7 protein-coding genes are annotated in these 15,765 nt (G+C 62.7%); 2 read left to right on the top strand and 5 right to left on the bottom strand.

What is annotated here, in order from left to right; translation table 11 throughout:
* Positions 1 to 28: 28 nt before the first annotated feature.
* Positions 29 to 2,035, top strand: a complete 2,007-nt coding sequence (hepC, locus tag B5G16_RS05855; protein ID WP_087262184.1) for a heparin-sulfate lyase HepC — start codon at positions 29 to 31, stop codon at positions 2,033 to 2,035.
* A gap of 1 nt (position 2,036) precedes the next feature.
* Entirely contained in the window at positions 2,037 to 3,176 is a 1,140-nt protein-coding gene (locus B5G16_RS05850; protein WP_087262181.1) for a heparin lyase I family protein, read from the top strand.
* Positions 3,177 to 3,256: 80 nt separating this feature from the next.
* Here B5G16_RS05850 and B5G16_RS05845 read toward each other — a convergent pair whose 3' ends face one another.
* From B5G16_RS05845 to B5G16_RS05825, 5 genes are all read right to left on the bottom strand, one after another.
* Positions 3,257 to 5,689, bottom strand: a complete 2,433-nt coding sequence (locus B5G16_RS05845) for a glycoside hydrolase family 95 protein (protein WP_087262179.1) — start codon at positions 5,687 to 5,689, stop codon at positions 3,257 to 3,259.
* Positions 5,686 to 8,580, bottom strand: a complete 2,895-nt coding sequence (locus B5G16_RS05840; RefSeq protein WP_087262177.1) for a chondroitinase family polysaccharide lyase — start codon at positions 8,578 to 8,580, stop codon at positions 5,686 to 5,688. Before B5G16_RS05840 ends, B5G16_RS05845 begins: the two co-directional genes overlap by 4 nt.
* A gap of 112 nt (positions 8,581 to 8,692) precedes the next feature.
* The gene (locus tag B5G16_RS05835) at positions 8,693 to 10,408 is read right to left on the bottom strand and encodes a RagB/SusD family nutrient uptake outer membrane protein (protein ID WP_087262175.1); all 1,716 of its coding nucleotides are present in this window, start codon (positions 10,406 to 10,408) and stop codon (positions 8,693 to 8,695) included.
* A gap of 12 nt (positions 10,409 to 10,420) precedes the next feature.
* Positions 10,421 to 13,567: a SusC/RagA family TonB-linked outer membrane protein gene (locus tag B5G16_RS05830; RefSeq protein ID WP_087262173.1), complete on the bottom strand. Its 3,147-nt coding sequence runs from the start codon at positions 13,565 to 13,567 to the stop codon at positions 10,421 to 10,423.
* Between the two features lie 20 nt (positions 13,568 to 13,587).
* Positions 13,588 to 15,759 carry a surface glycan-binding family protein gene (locus tag B5G16_RS05825; RefSeq protein WP_087262171.1) on the bottom strand — a complete coding sequence of 724 codons (2,172 nt, stop codon included), beginning with the start codon at positions 15,757 to 15,759 and terminating at the stop codon, positions 13,588 to 13,590.
* Positions 15,760 to 15,765: the final 6 nt, after the last annotated feature.

The following is a 15,765-nucleotide window of genomic DNA, read 5'->3' as shown; positions in this document are numbered from 1 at the left end:
TACCACCGAAAAACCCAAAAATACCGACATGAAACGAATCGTGATGATCGGCTGCGCCCTGCTGGCATGCGCCACGGCAGTCGCGGCAACAAAACCGGAAAAACCGGCACTCGGCGATGAAAAGTCGCTCTACGACCTGCTGGACCTCGAACGCCCGGAGCTCAAAAACGTCAAAAGGGCCGTCGAAAAGGGAAACATCCCGGCCGCAGACAAGGAACTGCTCAAATATTTCCGCTCGCGCAAACCCGTACAGCTCTTCGGGCTCGACCTCGAAAACATCAAGGTCAGCAAACTCGAACAGCGGCAGGCCGACGAGGCCCTCGAACACAAATTCTACGCCCACAAGGGATACCAGCCCTCCTACTTCTACGGCGACGACATCGACTGGCGCTACTGGCCCGTGCGGGACAACGAACTCCGCTGGCAGCTCCACCGCCACTACTGGTTCATCCCCCTGGCCAAGTGCTACTACCTGACCCGCGACAACCGATACATCGACGCCTGGATCGACCAGTACTCCGACTGGGTGAAGAAGAACCCCCTGGACGGCGTCGAAAAACTGGAAGCTGCCGGCGCCTCCCAAGCCGAAATCGAAGCCGAACGCGAGAACGTCCGCTTCGCCTGGCGCCCGATGGAGGCCGGACGCCGCTTGCAGGACCTGCTGACGGAATTCGCCCTGACGATCCAGTCGCCGCGCTTCTCGCCGCAGTTCCTCAACCTCTTCCTGCGCACCTACCGCCAGCATGCCGACCACATCCTGCACAACTACTCGAAACAGGGCAACCACCTGCTCTTCGAAGCCCAGCGGATGCTCTTCGCCGGAATCTACTTCCCGGAGTTCCGCGAAGCCCCCGAGTGGCGCCGCAGCGGCATCGAGATCCTCAACCGCGAAATCGGCGTCCAGGTCTATCCCGACGGCATGCAGTTCGAACTGGACTTCGGATACCACATCGCCGCCATCGACATCTTCCTCAAAGCCCTCGGAATGGCCCGCCAGAACGGATTCGAGACCGAATTTCCCGCCTCCTACATCGAAACCGTCGGCAAGATGACCGCCGTGACGTGGAACCTCCTCTTCCCCGACTACTCCAACCCGATGTTCGGCGACACGAAGAGCCACGACAAAACCTCGCTCAAAAAGCAATTCCGCAATTGGAGCCGCGTCTTCCCCGACGACCGGCAGCTCCAATGGTTCGCATCCGAAGGCCGAAAGGGTGCTCTCCCCGAATACACCTCGCAGCAGTTCCCCGCTTCGGGATTCTACGCCCTGCGCACGGGGTGGGACAAGGATGCCACCGTCACGGTCGTCAAGGCCGGACCCCCGGCATTCTGGCACAACCAGCCCGACAACGGAACCTTCGAGTACTGGCACCGCGGCCGCAACTTCTTCCCCGATTCGGGCAGCTACGTCTACGGCGGCGACAGCGCCGTGCTCGCCCAGCGCAACTGGTTCCGCCAGACCCGCGTGCACAACACCCTCACGCTCAACAACCGAAACCTCGACTCGACCGACTCGAAACTCCTGCTCTGGAAGGCTTCGCCCGAAGAGACCGTGCTCGTCACCGAAAATCCCTCCTACGAAGGTCTTGTGCACCGCCGTGCGATGTTCTTCCTGAAAGACGGACTGCTGGTAATCGTCGACCGTGCATCGGGTGCCGCCGCCGGAACCGTCGGCGTGCACTTCAACCTCTGCCCCGGACCGATCGAATTCGCAAAAGACGGCACCCTCCGCACGCTCTTCGACGACGGAAACAACATCCGCATCAAGAGCAAAGGGTGCAAATCCGTCCGGATCCAGCAGGAGGAGGGATGGGTATCGAACGCCTACCGCAAAAAGGAGGAGCGGCCCGCCTATGCCGTCGAGATGCCGAAGGAGACCGGCGAGGAGATCTGGATCGTCTCCGTCATCGCCCCCGAAGACAAGGAGCGCAAGGGCTCGATCGCCATCGTCCCCGACCCGGCGAACACCGGAGACCGCTTCCGGGCGGCCCTGCGCGTCGGAGGCAAAACCTATGATCTCAAATACGACCTCTGACATGAAAGTTCGCTGGATCGCCGGAATGCTGCTGCTTGCATCGCCGGCCGCCGCCCAACGACAAGGGCCGGAACCCATCCCCGAACGGGTTAACATCCAGACCGATACGGCCCGCCGCAAACAGGTGATCGACGGCCAATGGGTCGCCGTGGGAATCCGCAAGGAGGAAGCCCTGTGCCGCGACTACACCCGGTTGTACGACGGCACGCCCTCCTACCGCTTCACCCTCGGAGAGGAGGACAACACCCTCACGGGATACAGCCCCGGCGAGACCAAAGGCCGTTCGGAACTCTCGTACTGCTACGCCGTGGCGGAGGATTTCGACGCCCTCCCCGCCGAGGCGTATGCCGATGCGCAGAAGATGAAGACCGTCTACCACCACGGCAAGGGAATCTGCCCCCAGGGCACCGCATGGCGCTATACCTTCGCCGTCTACGTCCCGAAGGAGCTCGACAGCCGGGTCTCGACGATCTTCGCACAGTGGCACGGAATGCCCGACCGCACACTCGTGACGGACCCGGACGGCCGCGTCCGAAAACTCTCGACGGAGGAGTTCGTCGCCCTGTACGATACGGTCGTCATCAAGAAGGATGTCGTCTTCCGCCGCGTCGAAGCCTCCGACCGCAAGGGACGCACGGTCTGGAAGGCCGGGAAACCCACCGGCTGGAAGGTCGAACAGGGCGGATATCCCCCGCTGGCGTTCGGATTCTCCGGCGGATGGTTCTACATCAAGGCAAACTCCGACCGACGCTGGTTCACCGACAAGGACGACCGTTGCAACGCCAATCCCGAAAAGGTCGGAGTGATGCAGCCCGTCACTTCGGAGTTCAAGGCATCGACGATCGCCGCCAAAATGCCCTTCGCGGAGTTCCCGAAGGAGCGCTGGGTGACCTTCACCGTCGAAATCGACTGGACCCGTTACGGCGGCGAGGCCGAAACCGTCCTGCGGCCGGGACGGCTCGACGTGGAGATGGCATGCGACGGCCTGACCCGCAAACTCGTGGACAACCGGGAGCTTCTCATCGGACGCAACGACGAGGCCGGATACTACTTCAAGTTCGGAATCTACCGCGTGGCCGGAAGCACGGTGCCCGTCAGCTACAACCTCGCCGGGTTCTCGCAACAGCAGATCCGGCCGTAGTCCGGTATCCGGACACCCCCGAAACGGAGAGCCCCCTGCCGACCGTGGCAGGGGGCTCTCCGCTTGCATGCAGGGAGGAGTCAGAAGGCGAACGTCCGCTCCTCGCCCGCCCGGAACGTGAACTTCCGCTCCGCATCCCGCCACCGGATCCGGCACGGACCGCCCCGGAGGCTCCTCACCGTCACCCGCTCGGGCCGTCCCGCCCGCCAGCGGATGCCGACCTCGAAGCCGCCCCGGGCCCGAAGCCCCCGCACCTCGCCGTCCGACCATGCCCCAGGCAGCGCCGGAAGCAGGTCGATAAAGCCCCGGTGGCTTTGGAGCAGCATCTCGGCAATCCCGGCCGTCGCACCGAAATTCCCGTCGATCTGGAAGGGCATCGCATTCAGCAGATTCCGGCAGACACCCCCTTCCTGCGGGCCGGGATTCAGCGGATCGACGCCGCACAGCAGGTTCCGGAGCGTCGACAGCGCATGTTCGCCGTCGAGCAGACGGGCCCAGAGCGCCGTCTTCCAGGCCATGCTCCACCCCGTGGTCCGGTCGCCCCGGTCGAGCAGCGAACGACGCGCCGCAGCGAAGAGTTCCGGAGTCTCCGGCGTAATCTCCGTGCCGGGATAGAGCCCGAAAAGATGCGACACATGGCGGTGCTGCGGCTCGACCTCGTCGTACTCCCGGTCCCACTCCAACAGCTGTCCGCGGGAGCCGATCCGGTAGGTTTCCAGACGGGAGGCCTGTTCCCGCAGCCGGCGGGTCAGGTCGTCGCACAGCCCCAGCGTATCGGCCGCCGCAACCGTCCGCGTGAAGAGATTGCGGAGGATGGCAAGATCCATCGTCGGACCCGGGCAGACCGAAGCCTCACGGCCGTCCGGCAGGCGGAAGCGGTTCTCCGGAGAGGTGCCCACCGGCGTGACGAGACGTCCGTCGGGCCCCTCCGTGAGCCACCCGGAATAGAAACGAGCCGCACCCGCCAGCAGCGGATAATGCGCCCGCAGGAAGTCCCGGTCCCCCGTAAAGAGATAGTGCTCCCACACGTGGTCGCACAACCAGCCCCCGGACATGTTCCAGAAAAACCAGTATACGAATCCGTCGCTCGGATACCCCTCGCGCCACAACGACAGGTTGTGATGGACGACCCAGCCGTCGAGCCCGTACATGTCCCGAGCCACGGAGGCCCCGCGCTGCGAAATCTCGCGCAGAAAACGGAACAACGGCTCGTGGCACTCCGAAAGGTTCGTCACCTCGGCCGGCCAATAGTTCATTTCCAGATTGATGTTGAGCGTATAGCCCGAATTCCAGGGCGGAATCCGCGCTTCGTTCCAGAGCCCTTGCAGATTGAGCGGCTGGCCGCCCGGACGGGAGCCCGAAATCATCAGGTAGCGTCCGAACTGGAAGAAGAGGGCCGCAAGGTCCGCATCCCCTCCGTCGCGGAACGCCCGCAGACGTTCGTCCGTCGGCTTCGCGGAGGTCGCACCGGCGGCAGAGAGCCGCAGCCGAACCCGGTCGTACAGCGCACCGAAATCCCGTTCGTGAGCCCGCTTCAACATCGCGTAGCGCACGTTCCGAAGGCTCCGCTCCTGCGCATCGAGAATCCCGGAGGGATCCCGTCCCGGCGAAACGGGGCTCCGGTCGAATCCGTCGTAGGAGGTCGCGGCAAGCAGCGCAAAGGTTGCCGAACGCGCCTTGCGGATCCGGATCCCCTCCTCGCCGAAGGTCATCTCGCCCTCGACCGCAAGCGGGACAAGCCGCGCCTCGAAGCGCATGCCCGAACCGTCGAGCTCCTCTCCGTAAAGAATCTGTCCGCGGCGCACGACACGGCCCGAAGCGTCGAAGTACTCGGGATGCAGGCGCTGCGTCCCCGCCTCCCGGAGCCACTCCACGCTCCGCCGCTGTACGTGCGCCGGAGCACGTCCCGTCATCGAAAGCCCCGCATCCGAACGGCGGACCGCAACCGGATGCGGCGACGTGCAGGCGATCGTGAAATCGAGAACCGGGCGTTCGGCAGAAATCCGCAGCAGCACCGCCTGATGCGGGTGCGAAGCGAAAACCTCCCGGACGATCTTCACCCCGGACTGCCGGTAGGAGGTCGTAACGACACCCCGACGCAGATCGAGTTCGTGTCGGTAGTCCGTGACCCCGCCCTCCGTCCGGAAATCCAGCAGCAGGTCCCCGAACGGCTGGTAGGCCTCGTTCAGGCGGCCCGCCCACTCGCGCTGCATGATCGCCTCCGCAGCATCGCTGCGACCCTCGGCCATCAGCCTCCGGACCTCGGCCATGCGCTCCGAAAGAACGATCCCGCCGGCACTCCGCCCCGGATCCCCGCTGTACAGCGTATTCTCGTTGAACTGGATCCGTTCGTGGTGCGGATCCCCGAAGACCATCGCCCCCAGGCGTCCGTTCCCGACCGGAAGGGCCTCCTCCCAAACCCGCGCCGGGGTCGTATACCACAACAGATCCTCCTGTGCGGCCAGCGCCGAAGCCCAGCACAGCGCTGCAAGGCACAATCCCGCTCCCTTCATCGCAACGCCCGCAGTCGGAGTTCGTAATTGCGTCCGCAGATCGTCGACAGCTCCACGACCGTCTCGTCCGACGTCCGGCTCACCTGCACCGTCCCGTCCGGGCATCCGACCTCGTAAAGCCCCCGCAGAACGAGGCGCGTCGCAAAGGCCCGCTCCGGAACGACGACCTGGGCTTCGGTCAGCTGATCCATACAGTTGACCGACGGACGCCGCATGTCGGGTTCGCAGAGCGTCAGCCGGTACGAATCCGCGCCCGCAGGTTCCAGAATATAGGCCAGCGGGATGTTCACCCGCTTCACCAACAGGCCGGGAAAGGTCGCCGACGCATCGTAAAGCGCCGCGAAAAGCCTCCCGTCGGCACGCTCGCGGACGATATGCGCCGCGGTGTCCTGCCGCACGATCTCGACCGGCCCGTCCGCACGCAGCAGCTGCCGCGCAAGACCGGTCCCTCGCTCCGGAATCAGGTAGTAGGCGTACGACGCCCCGCAGGGCGCGTTCCCGTGGTCGAGCCACCCCCGGGTGAAGACGGTGTCGCGGTCGGTCCGCACGTCGCCCTGCGCAACGGCATAGACCACTCCGGCGGGATCCGCGACGATGCTCCCGCCGGATACCCGGCGGACCTTCCCCGCAGCTCCCTTCCCGCACGACTGGAAAAGGGTCGTAACGGTCGGATGTTCCGTATCCGTGGCAGAAATTCCGCTTCCCAGGCACAGGACGGCGTCCCCGAGGAAGAAATACGACTTGTCCGCACGCAGATCACCCTCGTAGGCCGGGGCGTGCAGCCGGAACGAGAACAGCGCCCGATCCGCGGTCGAAACCCCCGCCAGAAAGGTCTCGTCCGAGTAGTTCCGATGGTCGGAATAACCCTTCCGATGACGCTTCTCCCGCAGGAGATCATCCGGCAGCAGAATGGAGGTCGTCCCGGGAATCAGGCTCCAATCGAACGTCGCAAACTGCGGATTGAACGATCCGGCCCCGCTTTTCAGATCGGTAAGCTCCAACGCCCCGTTCGACAGATAACGGCCCGAAAGATTCTCCGTGTCCGACGACTCGAAATCCCAGATATAGCGGCTGAATCCCTTCACGTTGAAGTGGAAATCGCCGCGCCGGACCGTCAGCCGCCCCGAATAGGGCATGAACAGCGATCCCTCCGGAGCCGGCTCCGCCGCCACGCCCGACTGCCGGGCCTGCGTGAGAAGCTCGGCCTCCCCGACCGTCGACGTATAGGAGAGATCCGAATCCACGCGATCCATCAGCCGGTTCAGCGCTTCCGGGTTCCGGTCCATCAGACGCCGCGCCGCGGCCAGCAGTTCGGTGTCCGGCTCCCCGCAGGAGTAGGCCACGTAGGCAAAGGCCGGAAGCAGCTCCTGCAAAACCTCTCGACCCAGCGGAAAACGCCCGCTCGTCCCGGCCGGAACCGTCAGCTCCGCACAGAAGAACCGGAAGGTCAGCAACCCCTGTTTCAGATGCGCAAGACTCTCCGCCGAGAGCGCATAGGGCGTATCGTGAAGCAGATAGGCGACCAGCGCCCCGACATACAGCGCATGCGGATAGTAGGCGCTGTCGTAGGGCCCCCGGTGGTGATAGCCCGAGCCGTCCGACTTGAAGGTCCCGAAGTACCCCGGACCGAAGTCCAGCGCCGAATCCATGTAGTCGCGGAAGGCCGTCAGGGCCGTCTGTTGCGCCACACCCTCGGGCTGCATCAGCGCATAGATCAGTTTCGGCAGCGCCAGCGCCCGCAGGTTGTCCGCGACCTCCCCCGGATGGGCCGGATCCAGGCAGCAGATCCCGAAGAGCGTCATCCACCGCAGCGTCGACAGTTCACGCTCCCTCACCGCGGCCGGAAGCTCGTCGCGCAGCAGGTACAACGAATGGAAATAACCCGCACTGCGCAGCTTCTCGAAGCAAAGGGTCCCCAGCGAACTGCCGTCGGCCCACCCCTGGTCATGGAACCAGTCGTAGATCCGCAACGCCCGGTCCCGGCTCCCGGCATTGCCGTTCCTGCGGTAATCCAACGCCAGCGGCAACAGGATCCGTTTGTTGATGTCCATGAAATAGCGGGTCTTCTCCCCCTCGATCTCCGCCGGTGTCCGCAGCGGATAAAGCGGCTCGGTCATCGAGTAGCCCGCACACAGGGAAACCCCGCGGCGGATGAACTCCGACTCGTGCCGGCGCCGGCGCTCCACCCAGTCGCCCGTCGGGCTGCCGGTTCCCAGGTACCAGCGGTCCAGACGCTCCGCAATCACGGCAATCTGCTCCGGCGACGCGCTCACCCGCCGCGCCGGATCCGGCTCCGCAAGGCGGTATTTCATGAAATCGGGGATCAGACTGAAATCCGTCCGCCGGACCCGGACCTGAAAGTCCGACATCTTCTGCCACGACACCGTCGGAGTGAACTCCAAAGCGTCCAGACAGAGTGTTCCGCCCGGTCCCGTCTCCGGAAAGCGAATCTCCACGCACGAGATCCGGCTCTGCGGGGCCTTGCCCATATCCTCCACGAACTTGTTCCACACACAGCGCCAGCCCGAGAACCCCAGCCGGATCTCCATCCCGCAGCAGACCGCACCCCCCGGCGTTTCCAGAAAACGAAGCCGCAGCGCCCCGCTGTCCGGACGCTCGTTGTAGACCCACAGCGCAATACCTCCGTTCCGCGACTCCGAAGCCCGGAGCAAACCCCGGGCGTCGTCGATGCGGACCACTGCCCCCGGCCGCCAGTCGATCCGAAGCGACCGCCGCCCCAACTTCCAATGCGCCGTCGAATAGCTCAACTCCGCACCCTCGCTGCGCCACGCAGCCGTCTCCTGCGGCCTCTCGAAGGAGTAGATCTGCGCAAAAACCGCCCCCGCCGGCATCAGAACCAATGCCGACAACACGATCAGAAACTTTTTCATGTCATACGATTTCTGGGACCCCGACTCCGCCGATCTACGGCAGGGCCGGACCCGGTTCCTTCAAAAAAAAGTCCGGACAGAAATCCATCTGTCCGGACCCCAAAACGGTTTATCAGATGCCCCAACCCGGATTCTGCTTGAAACGAGGCATGATGTCCAGCTGCGTCTGCGGGATGGGCATCAGCTCGTGACGCCCCTCGCGCGTGTAGTTGAAAACAATGTACGAGGATTTCGACGTGCTGCTCCAATCCGCCACGTCCTGCGCCGTCTGGCGGATCGTCGAATAGTAGATCCCCCAACGGATCAGGTCGCTCTTGCGGTGCCCCTCGAAGCAGAGTTCGTAGGCCCGTTCGTTGCGGATCGCCTCGCGAAGCGCATCCTGCGAAAGATCGCGCAGATCATGGCTCTGATCCCCGAAGGCCCGGCGGCGAACCGCATTCAGCGCCGAATGCGCCGCCTCGGTGGGCCCCTGCGTCTCGTTCAACGCCTCGGCGTAAAGCAGCAGCAGGTCCGCATAGCGGAGAACATACCAGTTGATCGTCGAGTTGTAGTTCTGGTTGTAAAGCGGCGAATTCTTCGCGTACTCCTCGACATCCCACTTCGCCGGCGTGTACTTGATGCGCAGCTCGTCGCGCTTCTCCTCGGTGATCTCCGGACGCTTGCCCGTCTTCGACTCCGTGAAGTCCGCCGCCGTTTCGAGCCAATCCATGTAGTTCTGCTTGCCGTCCGTATCCACGACCGTATAGGTCTCGCCGCTGACCTTCACCGTTCCCGTGAAGCCGTAGCAGTAGTCGGCCACCGAAAGCGCCCGGCGCGGATCGTCCGACGCGGCATTCTCCCACTTCTGCACGAACGGGTACACGACCCGCCAGCGCGCCTGGCACGTGCCCCGGTTCCCGGCCTGCGACGTCTGAACCCCGTTCCACTTGCCGATCATCCCCACCGGATCCGACGACCCCGTCTTCGAATTCCAGTAGAACGAAACCTCCACGAGACTCTCGCGCGAATCCCAGACGCTGGCTCCCGAATTCTCCCACAGCGTGCGGAAACCCGGCAGCAGCCCGTGATGCCCCGACTCGACGACGATCTTGGCCGTCCTGACCGCCTCGGCCCACTTCGTCTCGTCGTGCACGGGATAACCCGCCCACGTGCAGTAGACCTTCGTCAGCAGGCCCAGCGCCCCGCCCTTCGAAAAACGAAAGGCATTCGACGTCCGGACATGGTCGTCATCCGCCCACGGAAGAACCTCCGCCGCATATTTCAGATCGGACTCGATGAACGCATAGACATCCGCCGGATCCGCCTGCTCGAAATAGTCGTTCGGGCGGTACGACTCCTCGGTCCGCGTCACCAGCGCCACGTTCCCGAACCAGCGAACCAGCTCGAAATAGTAGAGCGCCCGCAGCGCACGGGCCTCCGCAATGTAATAGGTCGTCAGCTGTTTGTCGCCCTCGGACCACTTCTCCATGCTGCGTTCGAGCGTCTCGATGCAGCTGTTGGCGTTGTAGATCGCCTTGTAAAGCGTGTTCCACGTCTGTGCGATCTCCTTCGTCGACGCATTGTGGAAGTTCGTCGGAATCTCCCGCGGCGACGAGGTCGTGTTTCCCTCGACCTGCGCCTCGTCCGTACCCAGCGTGAAGAGCATCGACAGATGGTAACCGTAAAGATACTGCGACGTCAGCGACTGGTAGACGCCCAGCAAAACCAGTTCGGCCTTCTCCACGTTGTCCACGAAATCCATCGGAACCTCGACCTTCGACTCCTCTTCCAGATCGCAGGAGGCGAACAGTAGCATGACGGCCGACAAGATGAACATATATTTTTTCATGTTTCTTCGAATTTAGAGTGTAAGATCGATGCCAAATGTAAATACCCGGCTCTTCGGATAGGCTCCCCAGTCCAGCGCCGGCGTGGTGGGACTCGACGACGCAACGCTCACCTCCGGATCGTAGCCCGAGTAGCCCGTCACGACGAAGAGATTCTGCGCCGAGAAATAGAGCCGGAGCTTCGAAACGTAGATCTTCCGCGTGAGCTTCTGCGGAAGCGTGTAGCCGAACGTCAGGTTCTTCAACCGCAGGAACGACCCGTCCTCGATGAAGCGCGAATAGACCTCGTTCTTGATGTAACCGTTGTACTTCGGAACCGAATTCGAGGCGTTCGTCTCGGTCCAGCGGCCGGCAACCTCCGCCATCATGTTGTAGTTCTTCTCCATGGTCGTGTTGCCGTACAGCCGCGTGGCGTTGTAGACGTCGTTCCCGTAGTTGAACTGGAACATGAAACTCAAATCGAAACCCTTGTAGTTGAACGTGTTCGTGATACCTCCGAAGAACAGCGGCGTACCGTTGCCGATCTTGGTGCGGTCGGCCGTCGTGATCTTCCCGTCGCCGTCGATGTCCTTGTACTTGACGCATCCCGGGCCGAACGTGCTGCCGAAGTTATCCGACATGTCGACAACCCCCTCGCGGAGCGTCAGCTTGCCCGAACCCTCGTTCCAGACGAAATCGTCCGATTGGTAGATCCCGTCGAACACGTAGCCGTACATGTCGCCCAGCGACGAACCGACCTGCGCGATGTAGTCGTTCACATAGTCGGCCGACCACCCCGAGGTGAACAGCCGCGACTGCTCGCCGCTCGCCAGAGCCCGCAGTTCGTTGCGGATGAACGAGATGTTGAAGTTCGTCGTCCAGCGGAACCCGCCCCGCGTGTCGAAGTTCGTCGACGTGATCGACAGCTCGATTCCCTTGTTGCGGATCTTGCCGATGTTCTGCCACTGCGACGTGAAGCCCGTCACGCCCGGAATCGACGCATTCATCAGCAGGTCCTTCGTATCCTTGATGAAAAAGTCGGCCGTCATGCTCAACCGGTTGTCGAACAACCCGAAGTCGATACCCAGGTTCGTACTCTGCGACGCCTCCCAACGCAGCTCGTCGTTGGCCAGCTGCTTCGGTTGCAGGGCGATCATCTGGTCCGTGCCGATGCCGATCGGAACCTTCGAATAGAGCATCAGGGAGAGGTAGTTGGTGATGCGGTCATTGCCGACCTGACCCCAGCCCAGACGCAGTTTCAGGTTCGAAATCGTCCGCTGGTTCTTCATGAACTTCTCCTCCGAAATGCGCCACGCCGCCGAAAAGGCCGGGAATACGCCCCACTTGTTGCCGTCGCTGAACACCGTCGAACCGTCGGCACGAAGCGTCGCATCGAAGAAATAACGGTCCCGGTAGTTGTAGTTCACCCGCGTGAAGAACGAAACGAGCATCGACTCCGCATAGTTCGACGTCACCTCCGTGGGCTTCGCGCCCAGACCCAGGTTGTTGTTCCCCAGATTGTCGAACGGAAAGTCCATCGCCGTGCCTTTCAGGTATTCGGTCGTGCGCCCCGAGTTCTCCTGGCCGATGAGCACCTCCAACGAATGGCCCGCCTTGCGGCCCATGCGGTAGGTCAGCAGGTTGGAGTTCGACCAGCGCATGTCGCGGCCCATCTGCGTGGAGCCGTAGGGTGCATTGTTCGAAATCGCCTGACGCGACTGTTCGTGGTAGAAGATGTCCTGACGGTAGTTGGCCACGTTGTAGGTCCCCGTCGTCTTCAACGTCCACTTCTTGCCCAGGCGGAACGTCAGACCCAGGTTCGCGATCCACTGCTCCGTGCGCTTCTTGTTCGTCACCGACTCCGTCTGGATGATCGGGTTCACCTGCGCCAGGTTTCCCGACGTGTTCTCCTCGACGAGCGGGTCGACCGCCGTATGGAGCATCTCGTAGTCGCTCATCAACAATCCGCCCGTGGGCCGGGACCGGAGCACCGTCCCCAGCATGTTGAAACGGCCCTGGTCGCCCGAGGTGCCGATACCCCGCTTCTCCGTATTCGCATAGGTGAGCTTCACGTCGGCGGTCAGCCATTTCGTAACCTTCTGGTTGAGCGTCATCTTGCCCGTGACCTTGTTGAAACCGCTGTTGTTGAAGATACCGTTTTCCAGATAGTCCGAGAAGGAGACGCTGTAACGCGTATTCTCCGTACCGCCCGACAACGCCACGTTGTGGTCCTGCGACCACGTCGGACGGAACACCTCGTTCTGCCAGTCGATGCCCGGCACTTTCAGGTAGTCCTCCGCCGTCTGATAACGGTACGGCTTTCCGTTCGAATCGGTGCCCTCGCGCCAGTAGGTGTTGAATCCCGACTCCTGCTGGAACTTCGCAAACTCGTAGTTGTTCAGCAGATCCAGCGTCTTGGAGATCTGACGGTAGCTCGCCGATCCGTTGTACGTCACCGTCGGACGGCCGATCTTGCCCGACTTCGTCGTCACGAGCACCACGCCGTTGGCCGCACGCGCTCCGTAGATCGCCGCCGCCGAGGCGTCTTTCAGCATGTCGACCTGCTCGATGTCGTTGCCCGACAGGTAGTCGATGTTGTCCACCTGGAAGCCGTCGACGATATAGAGCGGGGCCGCATCGCCGTTCACCGTGCCGATACCGCGGATCTTGATGTCGAAGCCCGCACCCGGCGTTCCGTCCGCCGTGGTGATCTGGACGCCCGCCACCTGGCCGCTCAACGCTCCCAGAACCGATCCCGACTGGTAGCCTTCGATGTTCTTGGCCGAAACCGACGAGATCGAACCCGTCAGGTCGGAACGCTTCGTGGAACCGTAGCCCACGACCACCACCTCGTCCATGATGTTGGCCTCGGGTTGGAGCCGGATCTGGAAGTCGGTCCGGGTCCCGACCTTGATCTCCTGGGTCTGATAGCCCAGGTAGGAGACCACAAGCGTGGCGTTCGCCTTGACCGTGAGCGTGAAACGACCCTCGATATCGGCCGAGGCTCCCTGCGTCGTCCCGCTCACGATGATGTTGGCGCCGATGGCCGGCTGGCCGTTCTCATCCACGACCCGCCCCGTTATCTTGCTCTGCGCCGAAGCCGTAAGGGCCAGCGTCAGGGCCGCAAGGGTCAGCATGAGACCCTTGTGGAACCCTTTGGCGCATTTGATGATATATTGCATGGTTTCTGTTTGCTGTTAGGTTAGAAATTCTCGTCGAGCCATACGGCCACACCGATCAGATTCGTCGTTTTCCCGAGATCCTCGTTGTTGGCCGTGACCGAATAGCTCGCCTGGAAGGTCAGTACGCCGTTGACCGGCTGACCGGCATTGAGCCACTTGTTCGGGGCGATGTAGAGCTGGTTGCCGTTGTCCGGATCGAAGTAACCCAGCTTCCGCGACATGTTCTCGTTGCTGTCCTTGACTCCGGTCGTATTGTACCAACTGAAAGGCATACTGTTGGAGACGTCTGCAATACCATTGCTGAAATAGGTTGCCCAGATCTTGTAGATGGTGCGTTCGGTCTGACCGGCTTCGAGCTTGCCGCCGGACTTCGTCTCCCCGGTGCCGAGGCCCTCGTAGAAGAAACAGTTCTGGCGCCATCTCATCATCACCTTCGAGGCGTCGACGCCCGAACCGTACGTCGGCGGTACGCCCGAGTATCCGCCCGCCCGCGAATTGATCCGGAAGACGAACGGCGTGTATTCGATCTGGTTGCTATTGGACGGATTGCGCAGCATCACGAAGACGATCGTCGACCGCGATACGGAGGTCTCGCCCTCGCCCAGCGTCGCCGTTACGCGCACGTAACCGATCTGTCCCCAGCGGTTGCCGCGCATTTTCAGGTGCAGGTCGCCGTTTGTGTCCACCGTCGTGGTCGTCCCGGCATTCTGCATCGCCCAGTCGTGGATCACCTCCACCTTGAAGGTCGGCGTGCGGCCGTTGAAGTCGTTGTAGCCGCCCGACAACGGTATGACCTTATCCACATTCGTAGAGCCGTCGCCGTCCCAGCGGAACTGGTCGAAGTGCTCCTCCGCCGGCAGACCCAGGTTGTTGCCGTAGCCGAACTTGTAGAACATGTTGGGGTTCGCCTCGACGGTCAGCGACAGCGTCGCCGTCGTCGGAGCCTCCGGATCGCTCTTCGGATTGGTCACGACGACCGGAATCTCGTAGCTGCCCTGCGGAATCCCGTTGCCGCGCGGAATCGTGATCCGGCCCGTCTGGCTGTCGATGACGACCCAGCCTTGCAGCTCCTCCGGAAGCTCGCCCAGCGAGAAGGTTACCACATCGCCCACGAAGCCTTCGGCCTTCTCCGTCTCGAACTTGCAGGCCTCGGTCATCGTCGCCGGGGCATAGCTGAACGTCGACGGGTCGATCGGCGTAATGAACGGAACGACCTCGACCGCATAGACGCCGCGCAGGGCTACGGCCTCGCCGTTGCTGAACTTGTTCGACACGGCCAGCGAGAACTCATACGACGAGTTGGCCGGAAGCGTGTGGCCCTCGGCCAGCGAAATGACGCCCGTCGCCGGGTCGATCGCAAACTGGTCCGTGGAGGGCGACACCGAAAGAATGGCATAATGCACCTCGTCGGTCGAACCCAGCAGTTCGGGTACATCGCTCCGGAAAGCGGTGCCGATCTCCGCCGTACCCGGATTGCGGGCATAGGTAACACCCAGCGGCTCGCTGTTCACCCGGATCGTCACGGCGTCCGCATAATCCGCCGACCCGGCCTTCGTGGTCAGGCGCAGCACCGGTTTGTAGACCCCCGGAGGAATCGTACCCTCGTATTTGAGGTTGACCGAAATGACGCCGCTGCTCGAAATCTGGAAATACTCCTTGCCCTTCTCCTGCACGAGCGCGTAGCCGTTGAACGACACGGCTTCGTCGGCCGGTGCCACCTGCGCCGTCGGCCAGGCGACCCGCTCCTCGTCGTAGAGCGCCTCGATCAGATTCGGCGTCACGATGATCTGTTCCGGAGTCGCGGCGACCATGCGCACCGAGAAGGCATCGGGGAAAATATGCCGGCTCCCCGCAGCCAGGCACGACACCGTGAAACGGTAGGTCCCCAGCGGAAGATCACGGCTGTCGGAGATCGTCAGGAATCCCGACTGCGGATCGAGTGCGAAACAGGGCACCTCGTCCGTGAAGGAGACCCCGTCGAGCGTGATGGACTCGATGGCGAAGTCCGAAGGCGCGGCGCCGCTGTATGTCGGAGCAACGCCCCGATAGGGCATGCCGGGACCGATGTCGCCCACCGACTGGAAGTGGAGCGTAACCGGGCTCGCGGTCTCGTCCTCCGTGCAGGACCAGAGGCCCGACGCACAGAGCGCGACGATGAGCAACAGGTTGTGTAAAATGGATGACTTGTTCATATAGGG

The sequence above is a fragment of the Alistipes sp. An66 genome (assembly GCF_002161445.1).
GTDB lineage: Bacteria > Bacteroidota > Bacteroidia > Bacteroidales > Rikenellaceae > Alistipes > Alistipes cottocaccae.
Note: the sequence above shows the minus strand (reverse complement) of the source record. Positions and strands in the feature narration are given on the sequence as shown.